The sequence below is a fragment of the Sphingomonas sp. genome (assembly GCF_024508665.1).
GTDB lineage: Bacteria > Pseudomonadota > Alphaproteobacteria > Sphingomonadales > Sphingomonadaceae > Sphingomonas.
Genome location: NZ_JANINP010000006.1, coordinates 119868 through 140922 on the forward strand (window position 1 = coordinate 119868; position 21055 = coordinate 140922).

19 protein-coding genes are annotated in these 21055 nt (G+C 67.1%); 8 read left to right on the forward strand and 11 right to left on the reverse strand.

The features are described 5' to 3' along the window. Both tsaD and Q0L25_RS09345 read left to right on the forward strand, forming a co-directional pair. The gene (gene tsaD / locus Q0L25_RS09340; RefSeq protein ID WP_296613615.1) at positions 1-1029 is read left to right on the forward strand and encodes a tRNA (adenosine(37)-N6)-threonylcarbamoyltransferase complex transferase subunit TsaD; all 1029 of its coding nucleotides are present in this window, start codon (positions 1-3) and stop codon (positions 1027-1029) included. Continuing rightward, positions 1026-2003 (forward strand): NAD(P)H-dependent glycerol-3-phosphate dehydrogenase, encoded by a 978-nt coding sequence (locus Q0L25_RS09345; RefSeq protein ID WP_296613618.1) that lies wholly within the window; start codon positions 1026-1028, stop codon positions 2001-2003. The genes tsaD and Q0L25_RS09345 overlap by 4 nt, the downstream gene beginning before the upstream one ends. A 188-nt stretch (positions 2004-2191) precedes the next feature. Here Q0L25_RS09345 and Q0L25_RS09350 read toward each other — a convergent pair whose 3' ends face one another. The 3 genes from Q0L25_RS09350 to gyrB all read right to left on the reverse strand — a co-directional run bounded on the left by Q0L25_RS09350 (position 2192) and on the right by gyrB (position 6239). Beyond that, positions 2192-2932, reverse strand: coding sequence for a methyltransferase (locus Q0L25_RS09350; RefSeq protein ID WP_296613620.1), 741 nt, complete (start codon positions 2930-2932; stop codon positions 2192-2194). Continuing rightward, positions 2929-3672: a methyltransferase gene (locus Q0L25_RS09355; protein ID WP_296613622.1), complete on the reverse strand. Its 744-nt coding sequence runs from the start codon at positions 3670-3672 to the stop codon at positions 2929-2931. The genes Q0L25_RS09350 and Q0L25_RS09355 overlap by 4 nt, the downstream gene beginning before the upstream one ends. Positions 3673-3749: 77 nt before the next feature. After that, on the reverse strand, positions 3750-6239 hold the full coding sequence (gyrB, locus tag Q0L25_RS09360) for a DNA topoisomerase (ATP-hydrolyzing) subunit B (RefSeq protein ID WP_296613625.1): 2490 nt from the start codon (positions 6237-6239) through the stop codon (positions 3750-3752). Positions 6240-6470: 231 nt separating this feature from the next. Here gyrB and Q0L25_RS09365 point away from each other — a divergent pair, with 231 nt between their 5' ends. Next, entirely contained in the window at positions 6471-6935 is a 465-nt protein-coding gene (locus Q0L25_RS09365; protein WP_296613627.1) for a nuclear transport factor 2 family protein, read from the forward strand. A gap of 173 nt (positions 6936-7108) precedes the next feature. Here Q0L25_RS09365 and Q0L25_RS09370 read toward each other — a convergent pair whose 3' ends face one another. The 5 genes from Q0L25_RS09370 to Q0L25_RS09390 all read right to left on the reverse strand — a co-directional run bounded on the left by Q0L25_RS09370 (position 7109) and on the right by Q0L25_RS09390 (position 12261). Then, complete coding sequence (locus tag Q0L25_RS09370; RefSeq protein WP_296613630.1) at positions 7109-7861, reverse strand: OmpA family protein; 753 nt, start codon at positions 7859-7861, stop codon at positions 7109-7111. Between the two features lie 79 nt (positions 7862-7940). Further along, positions 7941-9110, reverse strand: coding sequence for a DNA replication/repair protein RecF (gene recF / locus Q0L25_RS09375; RefSeq protein ID WP_296613632.1), 1170 nt, complete (start codon positions 9108-9110; stop codon positions 7941-7943). 27 nt (positions 9111-9137) lie between these two features. Further along, positions 9138-9935 (reverse strand): Coq4 family protein, encoded by a 798-nt coding sequence (locus Q0L25_RS09380; protein WP_296613635.1) that lies wholly within the window; start codon positions 9933-9935, stop codon positions 9138-9140. 339 nt (positions 9936-10274) lie between these two features. After that, positions 10275-11387: a DNA polymerase III subunit beta gene (gene dnaN, locus Q0L25_RS09385; RefSeq protein ID WP_296613637.1), complete on the reverse strand. Its 1113-nt coding sequence runs from the start codon at positions 11385-11387 to the stop codon at positions 10275-10277. Positions 11388-11586: 199 nt separating this feature from the next. Further along, complete coding sequence (locus Q0L25_RS09390; protein WP_296613639.1) at positions 11587-12261, reverse strand: outer membrane beta-barrel protein; 675 nt, start codon at positions 12259-12261, stop codon at positions 11587-11589. 151 nt (positions 12262-12412) lie between these two features. Here Q0L25_RS09390 and Q0L25_RS09395 point away from each other — a divergent pair, with 151 nt between their 5' ends. Together Q0L25_RS09395 and Q0L25_RS09400 are read left to right on the forward strand one after the other, a co-directional pair. Beyond that, positions 12413-13048: a histidine phosphatase family protein gene (locus Q0L25_RS09395; protein ID WP_296613640.1), complete on the forward strand. Its 636-nt coding sequence runs from the start codon at positions 12413-12415 to the stop codon at positions 13046-13048. Next, the gene (locus Q0L25_RS09400) at positions 13045-13527 is read left to right on the forward strand and encodes a hypothetical protein (RefSeq protein ID WP_296613642.1); all 483 of its coding nucleotides are present in this window, start codon (positions 13045-13047) and stop codon (positions 13525-13527) included. Before Q0L25_RS09395 ends, Q0L25_RS09400 begins: the two co-directional genes overlap by 4 nt. 173 nt (positions 13528-13700) lie before the next feature. Here the strand turns inward: Q0L25_RS09400 and Q0L25_RS09405 are convergent, their stop codons facing one another. Next, positions 13701-14591, reverse strand: coding sequence for a LysR family transcriptional regulator (locus Q0L25_RS09405; RefSeq protein ID WP_296613644.1), 891 nt, complete (start codon positions 14589-14591; stop codon positions 13701-13703). Between the two features lie 91 nt (positions 14592-14682). Here Q0L25_RS09405 and Q0L25_RS09410 point away from each other — a divergent pair, with 91 nt between their 5' ends. Both Q0L25_RS09410 and rlmN read left to right on the forward strand, forming a co-directional pair. Then, complete coding sequence (locus tag Q0L25_RS09410) at positions 14683-15609, forward strand: NAD(P)H-binding protein (protein WP_296613646.1); 927 nt, start codon at positions 14683-14685, stop codon at positions 15607-15609. 68 nt (positions 15610-15677) lie between these two features. Further along, complete coding sequence (gene rlmN / locus Q0L25_RS09415; RefSeq protein WP_296613648.1) at positions 15678-16862, forward strand: 23S rRNA (adenine(2503)-C(2))-methyltransferase RlmN; 1185 nt, start codon at positions 15678-15680, stop codon at positions 16860-16862. A gap of 272 nt (positions 16863-17134) precedes the next feature. Here rlmN and Q0L25_RS09420 read toward each other — a convergent pair whose 3' ends face one another. Further along, on the reverse strand, positions 17135-17797 hold the full coding sequence (locus Q0L25_RS09420) for an MBL fold metallo-hydrolase (RefSeq protein ID WP_296613649.1): 663 nt from the start codon (positions 17795-17797) through the stop codon (positions 17135-17137). A 117-nt stretch (positions 17798-17914) separates the two neighbouring features. Between Q0L25_RS09420 and pabB the strand changes: the two genes are divergently transcribed. Next, the gene (gene pabB, locus Q0L25_RS09425; protein ID WP_296613651.1) at positions 17915-19675 is read left to right on the forward strand and encodes an aminodeoxychorismate synthase component I; all 1761 of its coding nucleotides are present in this window, start codon (positions 17915-17917) and stop codon (positions 19673-19675) included. Positions 19676-19746: 71 nt separating this feature from the next. Here the strand turns inward: pabB and Q0L25_RS09430 are convergent, their stop codons facing one another. Continuing rightward, positions 19747-21018: an MFS transporter gene (locus Q0L25_RS09430; RefSeq protein ID WP_296613653.1), complete on the reverse strand. Its 1272-nt coding sequence runs from the start codon at positions 21016-21018 to the stop codon at positions 19747-19749. Positions 21019-21055 lie beyond the last annotated feature (37 nt).

Sequence of the window (21055 nt, forward strand, 5' to 3'; positions counted from 1 at the left end):
ATGACCCTGATCCTTGGCCTCGAATCCTCGTGCGACGAGACTGCGGCGGCATTGGTCACCAGCGACCGCCGCATCCTGGCGCACAAGCTCGCCGGGCAGGAGGCCGCGCACCGGCCCTATGGCGGCGTCGTGCCGGAGATCGCCGCGCGCGCGCATGTCGAGGCGCTCGAACCGCTGATCGAGGCCGCGCTGGCGGAAGCCGGCGTGACTCTGGCGCAAGTCGATGCGGTTGCAGCCACCGCCGGCCCTGGGCTGATCGGCGGCGTGATGGTCGGGCTGGTCACCGGCAAGGCGCTGGCCCATGCGGCCGGCAAGCCGCTGGTCGCGGTCAATCACCTCGAAGGCCATGCGCTGAGTCCGCGGCTCGCCGATCCCGATCTCGATTTCCCCTATCTGCTGCTGCTCGTGTCGGGCGGACATTGCCAGTTGCTGCTGGTCGAAGGCGTCGGGCGCTATCGCCGCCTCGCCACCACGATCGACGACGCGGCGGGCGAGGCGTTCGACAAGACGGCCAAGATCCTCGGCCTCGGTTTTCCCGGCGGCCCGGCCGTCGAGCGGGCCGCCGCCGCCGGCAAGGACGTCGTGCCCTTGCCGCGGCCGTTGCTGGGATCGGCCGAGCCGCATTTCTCGTTTGCCGGACTGAAAAGCGCGGTGCTGCGCGCGCACGACACCGGGCAGTGGCGCGTCGAGGACATAGCGGCGAGTTTCCAGCAAGCCGCGGTCGATTGCCTGGTCGACCGCACGCGCCGGCAATTGGGCGATACCGACGCGACCGCCCTGGTCGTCGCCGGCGGGGTAGCGGCGAACGGCGCGGTGCGGATGGCGCTCGAATCGCTGGCGGGTGACTATGGCCTGCCGTTCAGCGTGCCGCCGCAATGGCTATGCACCGACAATGCCGCGATGATCGCCTGGGCCGGCGCCGAGCGCTTCGCGGCCGGCCTGACCGATCCGCTCGACGTGGCCGCGCGTCCGCGCTGGCCGCTCGATCCGGACGCGGAAAAGGTGCGTGGCGCGGGAGTGAAAGCGTGAGGATAGGCGTGATCGGCGGCGGCGCCTGGGGCACCGCATTGGCGCAAGTAGCGGCGGGCGACGGCCAGCGCGTCACCTTGTGGGCGCGCGAGCCCGAAGTGGTCGAATCGATCAACGCGCGGCACGTCAACGAACTGTTCCTGTCGAGCGTGCCGCTGTCCGAGCGCATCGTCGCGACCGACGATCTCGACGCGCTGCGCGATGCCGACGCGTTGCTGGTGGTGGCGCCGGCGCAGCATGTCCGCGCGGTACTGGGCGGGCAGGATTTCGGCGCCACGCCGCTCGTGCTGTGCGCCAAGGGGATCGAGGCGGGCAGCAAGCTGCTGGTCGGGGAAGTGGCGCGCGCGGTTCAGCCGGCGGCGCCGATCGCGGTGCTGTCGGGGCCGACCTTCGCGCATGAAGTCGCGGCCGGCCTGCCCACCGCGGTAACCCTGGCCTGCGAGGACGTCGCGCTGGGCGCGGCGCTGGCCGAGCGGCTCGCCTCGCCGACTTTCCGGCCCTATGCGTCGGACGACGTGACCGGGGCGGAGATCGGCGGCGCGGTCAAGAACGTGCTGGCGATCGGCTGCGGCGTGGTCGAGGGCGCCGGGCTGGGCCAGAATGCCCGCGCCGCGTTGATCGCGCGCGGTTTCGCCGAGATGACGCGGTTCGGCCTGGCACGCGGCGCGCGGGCCGAGACGATGGCGGGCCTGTCGGGACTCGGCGACCTGGTGCTGACCTGCTCGTCGACCAGCAGCCGCAATTTCTCGCTCGGCGTCGGGCTGGGCGAAGGACGATCGGTCAAGGAGTTGCTGAGCGAGCGCCGGACGGTAGCCGAGGGCGCCTTCACCGCGCCGGTGCTGCTCGAAGCGGCGGCCGAGGCCGGGGTCGACATGCCGGTGACGGAGGCCGTGTGCGCTCTGCTCAACGGCGCGCCGGTCGGCGGCGTGATCGGCGCGCTGCTCAGCCGGCCGTTGCGCGACGAGCGCGAATAGGGCGCGGCGCGGCTAATCCGCGGCAGGGTGCTTAGAGCGTGATGGTATGGACTTAGCCGGTTCACCCTCACCCTTCCCACCGCCTACGGCGGCGGGCCCCTTCCCTCTCCCATCGGGAGAGGGAGGGAGGCGCGAAGCGCCGGAAGGGTGAGGGTGAGTGAGATCGCTCAAGCCGATCCCATCACGCTTTATGGCCTGCGGAATTTGAAAATGAACTGATCGGTGTGCCCGCGGATCGACTTGTCGAACACCGGCTTGCTGTGATCGTCCTCCGCATTGGCGAGCAGTTTCGACTCGCCCTCGAACACGAATCCCGCGGCGGTCACCTGTTGCTTGACGGTCGCGGGGTCGATCCGGTGCAGGGTGTCGGTATCGCGCATCCCCGATCCCGCGGCGGCGGCGTGATCGATGATCAGATAGATGCCGCCGGGCTTGAGCGCATCGAATACCGCCTTGTTGAGCACGGCGGGGTCGATCGATCCCATGAACTTGTCGGGATAATCGTGATAATTCTGCGAGGTGAAGACGAGGTCGACCTTTTCGGGTGCGGCCAGGCTGGTTGCCGGCTGGGTGCTCGCCGATACATTGGCGAAGGCGGGCGTGCCGGCGGCGGCGGCATAGCGTTTGACGTCGCTGCCCGATTCCATCGCATAGGGCTTGGGCCAGATGCCGTAGACATGGCCCGACGGCCCGACGATGCGGGCAAAGGTCCGCGTCCAATAGCCGCCGCCCGGAATCAGGTCGATTACCTTGTCGCCGGATTTCAGCCCGGCGAAAGCGGCGATCTCCGGCCCGTGACGCCGCGCGTCGAGCGCGACGTCGCGCGCCAGCCGCGTGTCGGCGGTGGCGCTATTGCCGGTGTCCCATTTCTGCGTGCAGCCGCCGAGCGCGGCGGCGCCCAGTAGCACCGCCAACCCGGCGCGGATCACTTGAGCGGCTTCCGGAATTTGTAGACGAACTGATCGGTGACGCCGCGAATCTTGGGGTCGAACACCTTGAGCGTATGATCGTCCTTGGGATTGGCCAGCGCCTTCGATTCGCCGACGAAGGTGAAGCCGGCGGCGAGCACTTCCTTTTTGACGATCGCGGGATCGATCCGGTGCAGCGTTTCGGTGTCGCTCAATCCGCTGCCCGCCGGGGCGGCATGGTCGATCACGACATAGGTGCCACCGGGCTTGAGCGCCTTGAACACCGCGGCGTTAAACGCGTTGAGCGCCGCCTCGCCGCGGCCGTTATTGGGGATGTCGTGGTAATTCTGCACGGTCCAGACCAGATCAGCCGGCGCGTCGAGCGTGATCATGGCTGGGTCGCGCGCGGCGGTGACGTTGCCCAGCTTGCGCCCGTTCAATCCTTCGATCGTCGCGTTGGCGCCTGGGCCCGCGACACTCGGCCAGATCGCGTAGACATGGCCGCTCGGCCCCACCACGCCGGTGAAGATGCGCGTCCAATAGCCTTGGCCGGGCAGATAATCGACCACCCGCCATCCCGGCTTCGCGCCGGAGAAGGCGACGACATCGGCGGCATGGCGCCGTGCGTCGTCGCCTGCCTGATCGGCGCGTGCCGGGTCGGCCAATGCCTTGGCGATGGCGGGCGCCACGTCCGATTTTGCCACCACGCCGACCGGCACCCCGATCGCGGCTGCTGCCGCCAACATCACCCCAAAGCGCATCGACCCTCTCCTTCAACGATTATCGTTACGCCAATGATCTAGACCTGTCCGGCGACGGTTCAATGACCGTCGCCGTGTCACACGTCGAGATTGGCGACGCTCAGCGCATTCTCCTGGATGAATTCGCGGCGCGGCTCGACCACGTCGCCCATCAATCGGGTGAAGATCTCATCGGCGACATCGGCCTGGTCGACCGCGACGCGCAGCATCGACCGGTTGGTCGGGTCGAGCGTGGTTTCCCACAATTGCTCGGGGTTCATCTCGCCCAGCCCCTTGTAACGCTGGATCGACAGTCCCTTGCGCCCCGCCGCCAGGATCCCCTCGAGCAATTGCGACGGCCGCGCGATCAGCGCCTCGCCCTTGCCGACGGTGACCGGCAGATCCTCGTCCTCGCCACTCTCTGCCGGCTCCTCGCTGGCCGTGGTCGCGCTCTTGAGCGGCGTCAGCTTGACCGCGCTGGTGAAGCTGTCGATCTGCTCGGCGGCCAGGCCGTGCAGCTTGCGCGCCTCGGCCGAGCTCAGGAACGCGGCCTCGATCACGTGGTGGTCGGTGACGCCGCGCCACAGGCGCTGAAAATGGAGCGAGCCTTCCTCGGTCAGTTGCGCGGTCCAGGTCGCCTCGGGATCGCCGCCATCGAGCTTGACCGTCGTCGCCTGCAGCCGCTCCGCGCGCTGTGCGGTGCTGGCCTCGGGATCGAACACGCCGCCCATCGCCAGCGCCTCGATGATGCTCGGGTCGTAGCGCCGCGGCACGAACCGCATCAGCGAGCGCATGCGCCGGGCATGATCGACCAGCGCGCGCAGCGCGTCGCCGCTGCCGACGCCGTCGAGCGTGCTCGACGCGACGCCCGCCGCGACCAGATATTCCTCCAGCGCGGCCTCATCCTTCAAATACACTTCGGACCGCCCGCGCGTCGCCTTGTAGAGCGGCGGCTGGGCGATGAAGAGGTGCCCCGCCTCGATGATCTCGGGCATCTGGCGATAGAAGAAGGTCAGCAGCAAGGTGCGGATATGCGCGCCGTCGACGTCGGCGTCGGTCATGATGACGATCTTGTGGTAGCGCAGCTTTTCGAGATTGAAGTCGTCGCGGCCGATGCCGGTGCCCATGGCCTGGATCAGCGTGCCGATCTCCTTCGACGACAGCATGCGGTCGAACCGCGCGCGCTCGACGTTGAGGATCTTGCCGCGCAAGGGCAGGATCGCCTGGAAATGGCGGTCGCGGCCCTGCTTGGCCGAGCCGCCCGCCGAATCGCCCTCGACCAGGAACAGCTCGGACTTGGCCGGATCCTTTTCCTGGCAATCGGCGAGCTTGCCCGGGAGGCTGGAAACCCCCAGCACCGACTTGCGGCTGGCTTCACGCGCCTTGCGCGCGGCCTCGCGCGCGGCGGCGGCGTCGATCACCTTCTGGATGATCTGGCGCGCATTGGCCGGATTCTCTTCAAGCCATTCGGCCATCTTGTCGGCGAGCAGGCTTTCCAGCGGCTGGCGCACTTCGGACGAGACGAGCTTGTCCTTGGTCTGCGAGCTGAACTTGGGATCGGGCAATTTGACCGAGACGATCGCGGTCAGGCCTTCGCGCATGTCGTCGCCCTGGAGCGTGACCTTCTCCTTCTTCATCAGCCCCGATTTCTCGGCATAGGCATTGAGCGTGCGGGTCAGCGCCGAGCGGAACGCCGCCAGGTGCGTGCCGCCGTCACGCTGCGGGATGTTGTTGGTGAAGCACAGGACGTTCTCGTAATAGGAATCATTCCATTCGAGCGCGACGTCGATGCCGATATCGTCGCGCTGGCCGGAGATCGCGATCGGCTCCGGAAACAGCGGCGCCTTGGTGCGATCGAGATATTTCACGAACGCCGCGATGCCGCCTTCGTAATAGAGTTCGATCGTCTTGGGCTCTTCGTGCCGCGCGTCGGTCAGGAACAGCCGCACGCCCGAATTGAGAAAGGCGAGCTCGCGATAGCGATGCTCGAGCTTCTCAAAATCGAACTCGGTGATCTTGAAGGTGGAGGGCGACGGCAGGAACGTGACGCGCGTGCCCTTCTGGCCCTCGGCGGCCTTGCCGACGACCTTGAGCGGAGCGACCGCGTCGCCATGGGTGAAGCGCATGTAATGCTCTTCGCCATCGCGCCAGATCGTCAGGTCGAGCCATTCGCTGAGCGCGTTGACCACCGACACGCCGACGCCGTGCAGGCCGCCGGACACCTTGTACGCATTGTCGTCCGACGTGTTCTCGAACTTACCGCCGGCGTGGAGCTGGGTCATGATGACCTCGGCCGCCGACACGCCTTCCTCGGCATGGATGCCGGTCGGGATGCCGCGGCCGTTATCGGTGACGCTGACCGATCCGTCGGGGTTCAGCGCGATGTCGATGCGGTCGCAATGACCGGCCAGGGCCTCGTCGATCGCGTTGTCGGAAACCTCGAACACCATGTGGTGGAGACCCGATCCGTCGTCGGTATCGCCGATATACATGCCGGGACGTTTGCGGACGGCGTCGAGCCCTTTGAGGACCTTGATCGAATCGGCGCCGTAATCTGAATTCTGAGGGGGTGTTGCCATAGCGAGCATATAGGGATTCGCCCCCGAAAACGGAAGCAAAATGGCGAGCGGGTGGGCCCGTTGCTGGCGAGCTGGTAACGAGCCCGCACACCGGTCGCGCGGAGCCATTCGTTAGGGTTGCGAATAGCGTTCGGGAAACGATCCACCGTAGCGCGGTTCGACCTGGTGCGAAGATCGTGGATGCTTGCCAGCGCGTGGTGCCGGGCTAGGCTGCGGACATCGAAAAAGGGAGAGAGAACAATGAAGTGGATCGTGATCACGGCGGCTTTGGCCCTGGCGAGCCCGGCACTGGCGGAGGGGCCGGCCGCGCAGTCGATGCCGAGCTATCCGGGCGTTCCCGCCGATCTCGCCAAGGCGGCGGCGGAGTTCGACCTCGGCCAGGTCAAGGGCGACGCAGCGATCCTGCGGCGCGTGCTCGCCGACGACTATCTGCTGATCAACAGCCAGGACAAGCGCGAGGACAAGGCGCAGTTCATCGCCGATTACACCGCCAAGGGCTTCACGATGGAGCCGTTCGCGATCGACGATCAGGTGATCAAGGTATGGAGCGACGGCGCGGTGCTGGGCGGTGCCGTCACGATGAAAGGCATGTCCGAGGGCAAACCCTATTCGGTGCGCATCCGCTTCTCCGACATCTGGGCGAAGCGCGGCGGCAAGTGGCAGGTGATCTACACGCACGCCAACCGGGTGGCGGCGGGGAGTTAGGACGGTTTCCCCTCCCTGCAAGGGAGGGGATTAAGGGGTGGGTAAGCGCCGGGCGAGGCTCGATGCCTCGTCCGGCGCTGTTTTGTCAGATGGCTGATGAGTCTTGGTAGGCGCACAGACGCGCGCACCCACCCCCGACCCCTCCCTGGAAGGGAGGGGAGAGTGATGAGTCATCAGAATTCGCTGGCCCGCCGTCCCAGCAAGGTCACTTCGACCCTGCGGTTGAGCCGCATCCCCGCCGCGGTGGCGTTGGTCGCGACCGGATCGCGTTCGCCATGACCGGCGACCGAGAAGCGGGCGCGAGTCACGCCCATCGCATCGAACGCGCTGCGGACGCTCGCCGCGCGGCGTTCGGACAGATCCTGATTGTGCGCGTCGGTGCCGCGCGAATCGGTATAACCGTCGATCGCCACGCGCACCCCGGGATTGGCGCGCAGATAGCTTGCCAGCGGGCGCAATTTGTCGATCGCGCCGGGGCGCAGCACGTCGCTGTCGGTGGCGAACAGCACGTCTTCGTCGAGCCGCATCATCGCGCCGCGCGCGGTCTGGCGGAAGCCGTAGCCGTGCATCGCGCCACGATCCCAACCGCCCCGGCCGCCGCGCTCTTCCACGACATAGCCGCTGTCGCGCGCATCCCAGTCGAACCCGCGCAGCCGCGGTCCGGCAATCTGGGCAAAGGCGCGGTTGGCCTGGCGCGCCTCGAAGATCGTCAGGAAGCGATCATGGTTGCGATCGAAATTGCGCATGACGAAGGCGCGCCCGCGTCGCGTCTCGCGCAATTCGGGATAGAGGATGCGGACGCCCGGGCCGACCATGCGGAAATCGGTCATGCCGGGGCGACCGCCCGACCAATCCCAGCGATCCTGCGCGACTGCCGGACTGGCGATGGCGATCAGCGCGGTTGCGGCGGCAAACATCATCTTCATGGCTATTCTCCCTATGATGATCGACGCGTGCTAACGGCGCGGGACTGAACCCGGCCTTAGACGAGCCGACAGGGAGCGTTCAGGCGGCGGAGACGGTTCCGTCGGCGACGGTAAACCACGACGCAGCGCCGATATCGTCGAACGGCGCCCGTTCGGTGCCGGTGATCCAGACCTGGCTGCCGGTCGCCGCCAGCCGGTCGAACAGAGCCGCGCGGCGCACCGGATCGAGATGTGCCGCGACCTCGTCGAGCAGCAGGATCGGGGCGCGGCCGACGCGGTCGGCGACGAGTTCGGCATGGGCGAGGACGAGGCCGAGCAGCAGCGCCTTCTGCTCGCCGGTCGAACAAAGCGACGCGGGCTGGTTCTTCTCGAGATGCGTGACCGCGAGGTCGCTGCGATGTGGCCCGACCAGCGTGCGGCCGGCGGCGGCATCGCGCCGGCGCCCCTGCGCCAGGTCGGCGGCGAGGGTATCGGCGCCGCTCCAGCCTTCCAATGCCAGGCCGGCGCGCGCAAACGGCCCTTCGGGCTGGCTCGCCAAACGTTCGGCCAGCGCCGCGACCGTTTCGCGCCGCCCGGCATCGATCGCCGCGCCGTGCTCCGCCATCTGCGCCTCGAGCGCGGTCAGCCATTGCGGGTCGGGACGGTCATCGGCCAGCACGCGGTTGCGCGCGCGCATCGCCGCTTCGTAGCGATTGGCATGCTGGGCGTGGTCCGGCCGCAGCGCCAGTGTCAGCCGATCGAGGAACCGCCGCCGCTCGCCGGCGGGCTCGACGAACAGCCGGTCCATCGCCGGGGTGAGCCACAAGACGGTCAGCCATTCGGCCAGTGCGGTCGCGGCGGTGGTGGCGCCGTTGATGCGAACGATGCGGCGTTCGGGGGCGGAGGGCTGGGTGCCAGTGCCGATGTCCACCTCCCCTCCCACTTGTGGGAGGGGACGGGGGAGGGCTTGTCGTGACTCTGCAACCTTAGACGCCGGAACGATATCCGACACGCCCTCCCCTAGCCCCTCCCACAAGTGGGAGGGGGACAAGGTCGCCGCCACGCCAAACCCGCCTTTACCGCCTTGCCGCGCCATATCGCTCAGCGCCGCGCGGCGCAGTCCGCGCCCGGGTGCCAGCAGCGACACTGCTTCGAGCACGTTGGTCTTGCCCGCGCCATTCTCGCCGGTCAGCACGACGAAGCCGCGCCCCGGATGGAGCACGGCTTCGGCATGATTCCTGAAATCGGTGAGGATCAGGCGCGACAGCATCGCGCCCGTCCCTAGCGGAATTTTGGGTTAGGCCGCCAGCTTGGCAGGTTCGGCCGCGCCCGATTGCTGGTTCTTCGCACTCAGATACGACGCCATTTCGGCGCCCAGTTCGCGTTGCGCCTTGAGATAGGCCACCGGCTCGCCGAGCCCGAGCCGCGTGCGCGCCGCATCGATGGGCTCGTGCATCAGCTGCAGATAGTCCTCGGCGGAAATCCACTTGGCCTTCTTGCCGCGCTTATAGCCTTCCCACACCGCCTTCGCGAACAAGGTGTTGCCGGTGACCTTCAGGCTCTTGAGCGAGGCCGCGGCGGCGATGAACGCCCAGCCGAGTCCGCCGACCTGGGCATAGCTGAACGCGACCAGGGCCGCTTCGCCCAGGCTTTCGTCGGCCTTGTAGCCGGTCAGGACGTGCCAGATGTCGTGCGTGTCGCGCACCCGCCGCCCGAACCAGGCATAAGGATGCGCCATGTCTTCCTCGCGGTTGATCTTGCTGACCTCGGCGAGGCCATCGGCCGAATAGCCGGTCGATTCGAGGAAATGATTGTAGGCCGCGCCGACCGTGCCGGGGGCGAATTGCTTGGCGAAGCCGGGCTGCGAGAACAATTGCGCGAGCTCGATCCGCTCATAGGCCATCCGCCCGCCCTCTTCGGTGGCGATGAACCGCGCATAATTCATCGGCGCGTTGCCGACGTTGAGCGCACGCATGATGCGAAACACCTGCGTCGTGTCGTCGCCGTTCGCGAGCAGCTTGCGAATCGCGTCGAACGCGGTCTTCCAGTCGCGCTTGCCAGTGGTGCCGGGAAAGGGAGGGAGCTTTGCGGCCATCGGATGATTCCTTATTGACACACATGTAAGTAAGCAAACTGATGCGCCGAGTCAAGCGGGTGTCGGCCACGTTGTGCGTCGGGTCGATGACGATATCGTTGACGCCCGCAAAAACCCTCTCCCGCCGGCGGGAGAGGAGCGAGACTTATGAGCGAAGCGAATTAGTCGCAGCGGTGAGGGTCTTCTTCTGCCCGGCCGCAGAAGAAGAAGAAGAAGAAGAAGAAGAAGAAGAAGAAGAAGAAGAAGAAGACCCTCACCCTCCCACCGCTTCGCGGCGGGCCCCTCCCTCTCCCGCACGCGGGAGAGGAGTGTGAGGACGTGCTTCTACCGTCGCCGGCGTCACACCCGCATCGGCATCAGCACGTAGAGCGCCGGCGACTTGTCGTTCTCGCGGATCAGGGTCGGCGCGCTGGCGTCGGCCAGATGGACTTCCACCGTGTCGCCCTCGATCTGGCCGAGGATGTCGAGCAAGTACCGGCTGTTGAAGCCGATATCGAACCCCTGCGCGGCATATTCGCCGGGGACTTCCTCGGCGGCGGTGCCATTTTCGGGGCTGGTCACCGAGAGCGTGATCTTGTCGCGATCGAGCGACATCTTCACCGCGCGGGTCTTTTCGGTGGCGATGGTCGACACGCGGTCGACGCCTTCCTCGAAGCTGCGCGGATCGATCTTGAGGATCTTGTCGTTGCCGGTCGGGATGACGCGCGAATAATCGGGGAAAGTGCCGTCGATCAGCTTCGAGGTCAGCAGCGCCTGGCCCATGTCGAAGCGGATTTTCGACGAGGACAGCGACACGCCGACCGATCCGTCGATCTCGTCGAGCAGCTTCCTGAGTTCCGCCACACACTTCCGCGGGATGATGATGTCCGGCATGCCCTCGGCGCCGTCGGGGCGCGGCAGGGTGACGCGGGCGAGGCGGTGGCCGTCGGTCGCCGCGGCCTTGAGCACCGGCTGGCCGTCGTCCGCGACGTGCCAGAAGATGCCGTTGAGATAATAGCGCGTCTCTTCGGTCGAGATCGCGAACCGCGTCTTGTCGATGATCTGCTTGAGCGTTTCCGCCGGCAGTTCGAACTGCACCGGCAATTCGCCTTCCGCGATCACCGGGAAGTCGTCGCGCGGCAAGGTGCCGAGTTGGAACCGCGCGCGGCCCGCGACGATCGTCATCTTGCCCTCGGCCGCGCTCAGCTGGACCTGGCTGCCCTCGGGCAGCTTGCGCGCGATGTCGAACAGGGTGTGCGCCGACACGGTGGTCGCGCCCGGCGTGTCGACCGCGGCGGGCACGCTCTCGTTGATCTGCAGGTCGAGGTCGGTCGCCATCAGCTTGAGCGATCCGTCGCCCGTCGCCTCGATCAGCACGTTCGACAGGATCGGGATCGTGTTGCGGCGCTCGACCACCGACTGCACATGGCTCAGCCCCTTGAGGAGCGTTGCGCGTTCGATCGTCGCCTTCATGTCCTAACCCCCGGGCCGGTGCCCTGATTTTCCGACCCGCCAGACATGAGAGAATCCGGGGGCAATTCGCCTACCCTCTTCCTTAACGCGAAAAAGGGCCGGAGCAAGCGCCCCGACCCTCCTTTCACACCCTGTTTTCCCCTGTTGTTGTGGATGAATCGCTTTGGTGAGTGAATCGCTTCAGAAGCGAACACCAACCTTAGAAGCGGACACCCACACCGGCGACGACCTGATGCCGGTCGGTATCGACCGAGAAATTGTTGGTGTTGCCGCCGTTGGGATATTCCAACCGGGCCTGGCCATAGTTGGAATAGCGATATTCGACCTTGGCATAGGCCTTGCCGCCGAGCGACTGCTCGACGCCGGCGCCGGCGCGCCAGCCGTCCAGGTTGAAATGCTGGCCGGTTTCGGTGGTGCCGTCCGAGGCGACGAGATCGAGCCGCTGGTTGGTGTACCCGCCCTTGGCATAGATCATCGTCCGCGGCGCGACGACATAGCCGACGCGCGCGCCGGCATAGAGGTCGCGGCCCGCCTTGACCCGTCCATAGCCCAGCGCCCCCGCTGCGGACGGATTGTTGGTCACCTTGCTGGTCGACCCGGTCACTTCGCCTTCGGCGCCGAACACCCAATTGCCGCTGCGCGCGTCATAACCGACGTCGCCGCCATAGGTTAGGCCGTCGGCCGAGTTGCTGCTGTCGATCGAGGAATTGGGCACCTGGCCCGGTTGCATCCGGTCATAGCCCAGGATGACGCCGGCACGCGGGCCACTGAACGCGGTGTCGCTATCCGGGTTCGGAGGGCCATCCTGCGCGAAGGCTGGAGCAGCGACGGCAAGCGCCGCGAGGCTGGCGGTGGCAAGGATCAGCTTACGCATAAATAACTCCATTCACTCAATTCCCGCGGAGCACCGGGGGGTCGGTGGCGCGGGAAGGGGCAAATGGGTGATCGCGCGAGAGGTTGCATGAACCTCAGATAAACGAGAAATTCCGTTGCTTTCGCGCCACAGGGGGTTGAAAGCGCGGGAGATGATTACAAGGCGGGGGCGCGACTTCATCGCGCGGCACGGCGAGACGGTATTCAACGCGGCCGGGCGGTTGCAGGGCGACCATCCGCATACCCCGCTGACCCGCGCCGGATTCCGTCAGGCCGACGAAATGGGCGAGGCGCTTCGCCACGTTTTAGGCGACCAGCCGGCGCTGACGCTGTGGGCGTCGCCGACCGGACGCGCGCTGCAGACCCTGGCGGTGATCGCCGAGCATGTCGGGCTCGACTGGCACCAGGCGAAGACCGACCCACGCCTGACCGAGATCGGCATGGGCAGCTGGGGCGGGCGCTATTATCGCGACGTCATGGCCGAGGTCGGCGACGTGATCGATCGGCCGAGCGGCCTGTTGATCAGCGCGCCGGACGGCGAACTCTATCCGCAGATCGCCGAGCGCGTCTCGGCCTGGCTCGCGGAAACCAATGACGATCCGGGCGACCGATTGGTCATCATGCACGGCATTTCGAGCCGGGTGATGCGCGGCGTGATGACCGGGCAGCCGGTGGTCGAGCGCTTCGGCGCACCCGCGGCCGGCCATTTGCCGCAAGGGTCGCTGGTGATGATCGAGGGCGGCGTCGAGACGATCGTCCGTCTCGGTGGCGGCGGGGAGACGGTGTGAGGGGAGGGGCGATCGCGGCAGCGCTCATCGCGACCGCAGCTGGGGCGGTACCGGCGACCGCGCGCGATACGATCGGCGTGTGGAACCGCTGGGGGGCGTTCAGCGATCCCAGCCCGCGGCGCTGCTTCGCGATCGCACAGCCGGTCGATCCCGATCATCGCGCGGGATTCGCCAGCATCGCCAATTGGCCCGGGCAGAATATCCGGAGCCAGCTCCATATCCGCCTCAGCCGCGGCCGGGCCGGCAATGCCCGCGTGACCTTGTCGATCGGCGAGCGCCGCTTCGAGCTGATGGCCGGCACCGACGACGCCTGGGCACCCGACGCTCGCACCGACGCCGCGATCGTGTCCGCGATGCGCAGCGGGCGATCGATGAGCGTCGAGGGGTTGGGGCGGGATGGTAGCGCCTTCGCCGATGTCTATGCGCTCGCCGGCGCGGCTACGGCAATCGACGCGGCGGCACTGGCGTGTAGGGGATAGGGACCATTCCCTCTCCCTTTGGGAGAGGGAGGGAGCCGCGTAGCGGCGGAAGGGTGAGGGTGTGGAGCTTTGCCCTCGCAGCACCCTCACCTTCCCACTCGGCTACGCCGAGCGGGCCCCTTCCTCTCCCAAAGGGAGAGGAGATTGTGTCGGACGCTCCGCCTTTCGTCGCTTCACGGTTCTCCGGGCCGAAGATACTCCTGCAACCCCGCGACCAGCGCATCGAACACCGCGCGCACGGGAGCCGAGGTTCGCAAATCCTCGTGCATCACCACCCAGGTGTCGAGCGCATGGCTGAACGCGTCGGGCAGGATGCGGACCAAAGCCGGATCGCGGGCCGCGAGCGGCACCTGGCACACGCCGATCCCCAGCCCGGCGCGGAGCGCCGCCAGCTGCGCGAGATCGCTATCCGATCGAAAGGCGAAATCCTCGACCCGGATCGGAATGCCGCCGGCACGCATCGCGCGGGTCACCGCATTGTCGTTCTCCACGCCGATCAGGCCGAACGCGACCACCTCTTCGAAATTCGCCGGCGCGGGCCGTCCGGCGAGCAAATCGGCGCGGACGTGCAGCCCGACATGGATATCGCCGATCCGCCGCGCGACCAGGGCACCTTGTTCGGGCCGCACCATCCTCACCGCGACATCGGCTTCGCGCCGCAACAGGTCCTCGTTGCGATTGTTCGGGCTGAGCGCGACGACCAGCCGCGGATATCGCCGGCGCAGATCGGCCAGGATCGGCGGCAATATCTCGACCGAGATCACGTCGCTCGCCGAGACGCGGACCAGACCGGCGATTTCGCTCCCCTGCGTCGCGCCGCGGGCGAAGGCGGCGGCGGCAATCTCCATCGCCTCGGCATGCTGACGCAGCCCGAGCGCAGCATCGGTCGGTACCAGGCCGTCGGGCGCGCGCGTGAACAAGGCGACACCAAGGCCCGCCTCGAGATCGGCGATCCGCCGCCGCACCGTGGGCTGCGCCAGCGCCAGCCGGCGCGCCGCCCCCGACAGGCTGCCTTCGCGCAATACCGCGAGGAAGGCGCGGTGACGTTCCCAGTCTTCGCTCATCAATTTTGTATAGGCCGCCTGTAAGATTGCGGCAATTTTATACAGCCTCGCCCCGGTCGATATCGCCTTCCTCAAGTCAAGGAGACGAACGATGGCGAAGACGGCGTTGGTGCTGGGAGCAAGCGGTGGCGTGGGCGGCGAGACGGCGCGGGCGTTGATCGCGCACGGCTGGACGGTGCGCGGGCTGACGCGGTCGCCTCGCGAGGGCGACGGAATCGACTGGCGGATCGGCGACGCGATGGACCGCGCGGCGGTGCTGGCGGCGGCGGAGGACGTGGATGCGATCGTCCATGCGGTCAATCCTCCGGGGTATCGCGATTGGGAGAAGCTCGTCCTGCCGATGCTGGAGAACAGCATCGCCGCCGTCCGCGCCAACGACGCGCGGCTGGCGCTGCCCGGCACGATCTACAATTACGACCCGCGCACCTCGCCGGTGATCGCGCCCGACAGCCCGCAGCATCCGAACACCAGGAAGGGCGCGATCCGCGTCCGGATGGAAAGCGCGATCGAACATTCCGCCGTGAAGGCCGTCATCCTGCGCGCCGGCGACTATTTCGGGCCGCGGCCGGGCGGCAGCTGGCTGAGCCAGGGGTTGGTGACGCCCGGCAAGCCGGTCGGCCGCGTGATGGTGCCCTGGAAGGCGGGTGTCGGACACGCCTGGGCCTATCTGCCCGATGTCGGCGAGACATTCGCGCGCCTGCTCGACAAAGGCGATGCGCTACCACAATTCGCGCGCTATCATTTTGGCGGCGTCTGGGACGATGACGGCACGCGCATCACCGGCGCGATCGCCCAGGCGGTGGGGCGCCCCGTCAAGACCTGGCGGATGCCCTGGGCGCTGCTCCCGCTGATCGGGCTGTTCAACCCGACAATGAAGGAAATGGTCGAGATGCGCCCGTTCTGGGAGCATCCGGTGCGCCTCGACAATGCCGACTTGGTCGCCGCGATCGGGGAGGAACCGCACACCCCGCTCGACGTCGCGATGGCGACCAGCCTGAAGGCGCTGGGTTGCGGTTGAGCGCCACCTAGCAAAACGACGTCTTTTCCCCTATGTGCGGCGCCATGCAGACAGAGTCGGCCGCCCTCATGCCCATCCCCGGGCACATCGATCCCGTGCCCGTGCCGCGCCAGACGGTGGCGCGCGAGGATGGTCGCGTCGACCTGGTTGGCCTGTCCAAGACCGAGCTGCGCGAGGCGTTGCTTGCCGCGGGCATGGAGGCCAAGCAGGCGAAATTGCGCGCCAAGCAGATCTGGCATTGGATCTACAATCGCGGCGCGACCGACTTCGCTGCGATGACCGACATCGCCAAGGCGCAGCATCCCTGGCTGGTCGAGCGGTTCGTGATCGGCCGGCCCGAAGTGATCGAGGCGCAGGTGTCGACCGACGGCACGCGCAAATGGCTGCTGCGCGCGCCCGACGGCCAGGATTACGAAATGGTGTTCATCCCCGATGCCGATCGGGGAACACTGTGCGTGTCGAGCCAGGTCGGCTGCACGCTCAATTGCCGCTTCTGCCACACCGGCACGATGCGGCTGGTGCGCAACCTGACCAGCCAGGAAATCGTCGGCCAGGTCATGCTGGCGCGCGACGCGCTCGGCGAATGGCCGTCGCAGCCGGAGGGCCGCATGCTCACCAACATCGTGATGATGGGCATGGGCGAGCCGCTCTATAATTTCGACAATGTCCGCGACGCGCTTCGCGTCGTGATGGACGGTGATGGTCTCGCTTTGTCGAAGCGCCGCATCACGCTGTCGACCTCGGGCGTGGTGCCGATGATGGCGCGCGCGGGGGAGGAGATCGGGGTCAATCTCGCGGTGTCGCTCCACGCCGTGACCAAGGAAATCCGCGACGAGATCGTCCCGATCAACCGCAAATACGGGATCGAGGAACTGCTCCAGGCCTGCGCCGATTATCCCGGCGCCAACAATGCCCGGCGCATCACGTTCGAATATGTGATGCTCAAGGACAAGAACGACCGAGACGAGGACGCGCACGAGCTCGTCCGGCTGATCCGCAAGTACAAGCTCCCGGCCAAGGTCAATCTGATCCCGTTCAACCCCTGGCCCGGCGCGCCGTACGACACATCGACGCCCGAGCGCGTGCGGCGGTTCAGCGACATCATCTTCGAAGCCGGCATTTCGGCCCCCGTGCGCACCCCCCGGGGGCGCGACATCGACGCGGCGTGCGGCCAGCTCAAGACGGCGGCGGAGAAGAAGAGCCGGGCGGAACTCGACCGGCTGGCCGAGGAAAAGCTCGCAGCGCTCGGCTAGGATCGTCGCCATTCGATGTTCGCCCGCGCGGTACGATGGCTTCTTTCCCCGCGGAAAAGAGAGCCAAAGGTGCTCGATCACTTCTTGCCTGAGTCGCCTAATTCATAACCGTCATGCCGGGCTCGTCCCGGCATCCACCGGGAGGCTGAGCCCGTGCTTGAACGTCTTGCTCCGCGCTCCGGGCACGGTGGATGCCGGGACAGGCCCGGCATGACGAATGGGAAATGGTGAAGGTCGATCCGTCCTAATTGGCCGCCGGCACGCCGGAAGCTTCAGGCGAGTACCGAATCCGCGACGAACGGGTTGGACTTGCGCTCCTGGCCGAAGGTGCTCGGATCGCCATGGCCGGGCAGGAAGAAGGTGTCGTCGCCCATCGGCCAGAGCCGCGTGACGATCGAGTCGATCAGGTCCTGGTGATTGCCGCGCGGGAAGTCGGTGCGGCCGATCGATCCGCGGAACAGGACGTCGCCGACGATCGCCAATTTCGATTCCGGGTGGTGGAACACGACATGGCCCGGCGTATGCCCCGGCGTGTGGTGGACGGCGAACTCCACCTCACCGACGGTTACCGTATCGCCCTGATCGAGCCAGCGCGCCGGCACGAACGACCGGCCGGGGACCCCGAAGCGCAAGCCGTCCTCGTCGAGCTTTTCGAGCAGGAACAGGTCTTCGGGATGCGGCCCCTCGATCGCCACGCCGAGATCGTCGGCCAGCTGGGCCGCGCCGCCGCAATGATCGAAATGGCCGTGCGTGACCAAAATCTTCTCGATGGTGACGCCGTGCTTTTCCATTTGCGACTTCAGCAGGGGCAGGTCGCCGCCGGGATCGACGAACGCGCCGCGCATCGTCTTCGTGCACCATAACAAGGTGCAATTCTGTTGGAGCGGAGTGACGGGGATAATCGCCGCGCGAAGCGGCTGCGCGGTGCTGGCCATGACCGAGACCTAAGACCTGGACTGCCGAGCGGCAATGCCCCGTACGACGTGCATATGAATGTGGATTACGCCATGCCGGTAGAAACCGGGGGTTGCCGAAGCGTCCGGCGCGGTTGCATGACCGAGGAAGTGATCCGCCGCGACCGCCCTTTCGTCCTGCTCGACGACGCCCGCACGGCCGGTGCCGCGCCCGCACGGCTCTATCGGGCGCCGGTCGAGATCGTCGAGACGCACGAGGTCGCAGGCGTCAAGTCCGCGCTCGAGCGGCTGCGCGCGGCGCGGCATCGCGGGCTCCACGCCGCGGGGTTCCTGGCGTACGAAGCGGCGAGCGCGTTCGAGCCGGCGGTCGGCCAGTTGGCTCAGGCGGCAACCCCCTTATTGTGGTTCGGGCTGTTCGAGCGGTTCGACGAGATCGCGCCCGACGACGTCGCCTCCCGTCTGCCCGACTCCGCGGCCGCCTGGCTGGGCGCGCCCGTGCCGGATGTCGACCGGGACGCCTATGCGGAGCGTTTCGGGCAGGTGCATGCTCTGATCGAGGCGGGCGATCTTTATCAGGCCAATCTCAGCTTTCGCGCGCGGGTGCCGGTCATCGGCGATCCGCTGGCCGCTTATGCGCAACTGAGGGATAGCGCGCGCGCCGGCTATGGCGCGGTGGTGTGGACCGGGCGCGACTGGCTGCTGTCGCTGTCGCCCGAATTGTTCTTTGCACTGGACGGCGGGCGACTGACGACGCGGCCGATGAAAGGCACTGCCCGGCGCGGCGATACGCCCGAGGAGGACCGCACGCTGGCGGCCGCATTGCGCGACGACGCCAAGCAGCGCGCCGAGAATCTGATGATCGTCGATCTGCTGCGCAACGACCTGTCGCGCGTCGCCGAGCCGGGCAGCGTCGCCGTGCCCGACTTGTTCGCGGTCGAGACCTATCCGACCATCCACACCATGACCTCGACCGTCACTGCCACCCTGGCGCCCGACCAGGATGCGATCGACGTGCTGGCGGCGTTGTTCCCATGCGGATCGATCACCGGCGCGCCCAAGATCCGCGCGATCGAGGCCCTGGCCGGGATCGAGATGGGCAGCGCGCCGCGGGGACCCTATACGGGCGCGATCGGTCGGCTCGACGCGACCGAGGGGGCGATGTTCAATGTGGCGATACGGACCTTGGTGATCGAGAATGGCGCGGACCATGCGCTGCTGGGCGCGGGCGGCGGCATCGTCGCCGATTCGCGGATGAGCGAGGAATGGGACGAGGCACAGGCCAAGACCGCGTTCGTCCGTGCCGGCGCGCGCCATTTCGACCTGATCGAGACGATGGCGTTCGATCCGATCGAGGGAGTCGCCTTGCTCGAACGCCATCTCGCACGGATGAAGGCGAGCGCGATTGCTTTCGGCTTCGCGTTCGACCGCCATGCCGCGCGCAACGAGCTACAGGCCGCGACCTTCCGGTTGCGCGCGGCGTCGCGTATCCGCCTGGTGCTGGCGCCATCGGGTGCGGTCGCGATCGAAGTCGCGGCGATGCCGACCATGCCAGAGACGCCGGTCACGGTGACGATCGCGCCGCTGCCGGTTGCGCCCGACGATTTCCGCCTGCGCCACAAGACCAGCGACCGCGCCTTTTACGACCGCGCGCGACAGGGATTCGAGACTGTGTTCGAGGTCGACGGCCAGCTGACCGAAGGCAGCTTCACCAATCTGTTCGTCGAGCGCGGCGGCGTGCTGCTGACCCCGCCGCTCAGCGCCGGATTGCTTCCCGGCGTGTTGCGCGCCGAGCTGATCGACAGCGGCCGGGCGGTCGAAGCGACGCTGACGCGCGCCGATCTCGCTCATGGCTTCTTCGTCGGGAATGCGTTGCGCGGGTTGATACCGGCGACGCTTTAGAGTCGTTTTTCAGCTTCGCTGAATCGGTACCGGCCCGCTCCGCCACCGTTTCAGCTTCGCTGAAACAGAGTCTAATCCTCCGCCTCGACCCAGCCGCGCTTGAGCGGCTTGATCGCGAGCAGCGCGAGCAAAGCGGCGACCAGATAGAGGCTCACCCCGATGATCGCGGCGTAGCGGAGCGAATCCGCGCCGTAGCTCGCCTTCAGCGCGTCCGACAGCGTGCCCATCAGCAGCGGTCCCAAGCCGAGCCCGAGCAGGTTGTTGACCAGCAGGAAGCTGCCCGAGGCGCTTGCCCGCATCCGCGACGGCGCCAGATGCTGGGCCGCGGTGACGATCGGGCCAAGCCACAAGGTGTTGAGCGCGTTGGGGATCAGCAACAGGAACCAGGCCAGTACCGGGAGAGGCGTGAACAGCCCGAGCATGAAGGTCGGCGCGGTGATCAGCCAGGCGATGGCGGGCAAGCGCGCATACCAGGCGCGGTCGACCGTCCCGAGCCGGTCGGCGAACACGCCGCCGAGGAAAATGCCGGTGGTGCCGCCGATCAGCAGCAGCGAGCCCATGAACTGGCCGACCTTGATCAGGTCGTGATTGGCGGTCCAGCCGTAATGGACCGCGATGATCTTGGGCACCCACAAGGCGAGGCCATAGCCGGCCATCGAGCTGCATCCGGCGCCGATCGACAACAGCCAATAGGCCGGTTTGCGGGCGAGGATCGGGATGACCGACAGTACCGGAACGTGCTCGGTGTCGATGGCCGCCGGCCGCGGGCGATCGCGGACCAGCCAGAGGAAGACCGGCGCGACGACGATGCCGGCAATGCCGACGGTAATGAACGCGGTCTGCCAATTCACCAGCGCCGCGATATAGGCGCCGAGCAGCACTCCCGAGCCGAGCCCGATCGGAATGCCCATCGAATAGATGGCGAGCGCGCGGGCACGGCGCTCGACCGGGAAATAATCGGCGATCAGTGCATAGGACGGTGCGACGCCGCCCGCCTCGCCGACGCCGACGCCGAGCCGCGACAGGAACAGCGACCAGAAGCCCGTCGCGGCGCCGCACAAAGCGGTGAATCCGCTCCACACCACCAGCGAGCCGGCGATCACCTTCGTCTTGCCGACGCGGTCGGCGAGCAAAGCGAGCGGCACGCCGAGCACCGAATAGAGGATGGCGAAGGCGGTGCCGCCGATCGCGCCGAACTCGGCATCGCTCAGGTGCAGGCTGGCCTGGATCGGCTTGGCGAGGATGCCGAGGATCTGGCGGTCGAGGAAGTTGAACGTATAGACGACCAGCAACATGGCCAGCACCAATGCCGGATAGCCCGGGCGTTCGGTCCGCGTCGTCATGCCCTCTCCCACTCTTATAGATGGAGCCGGGCACGCG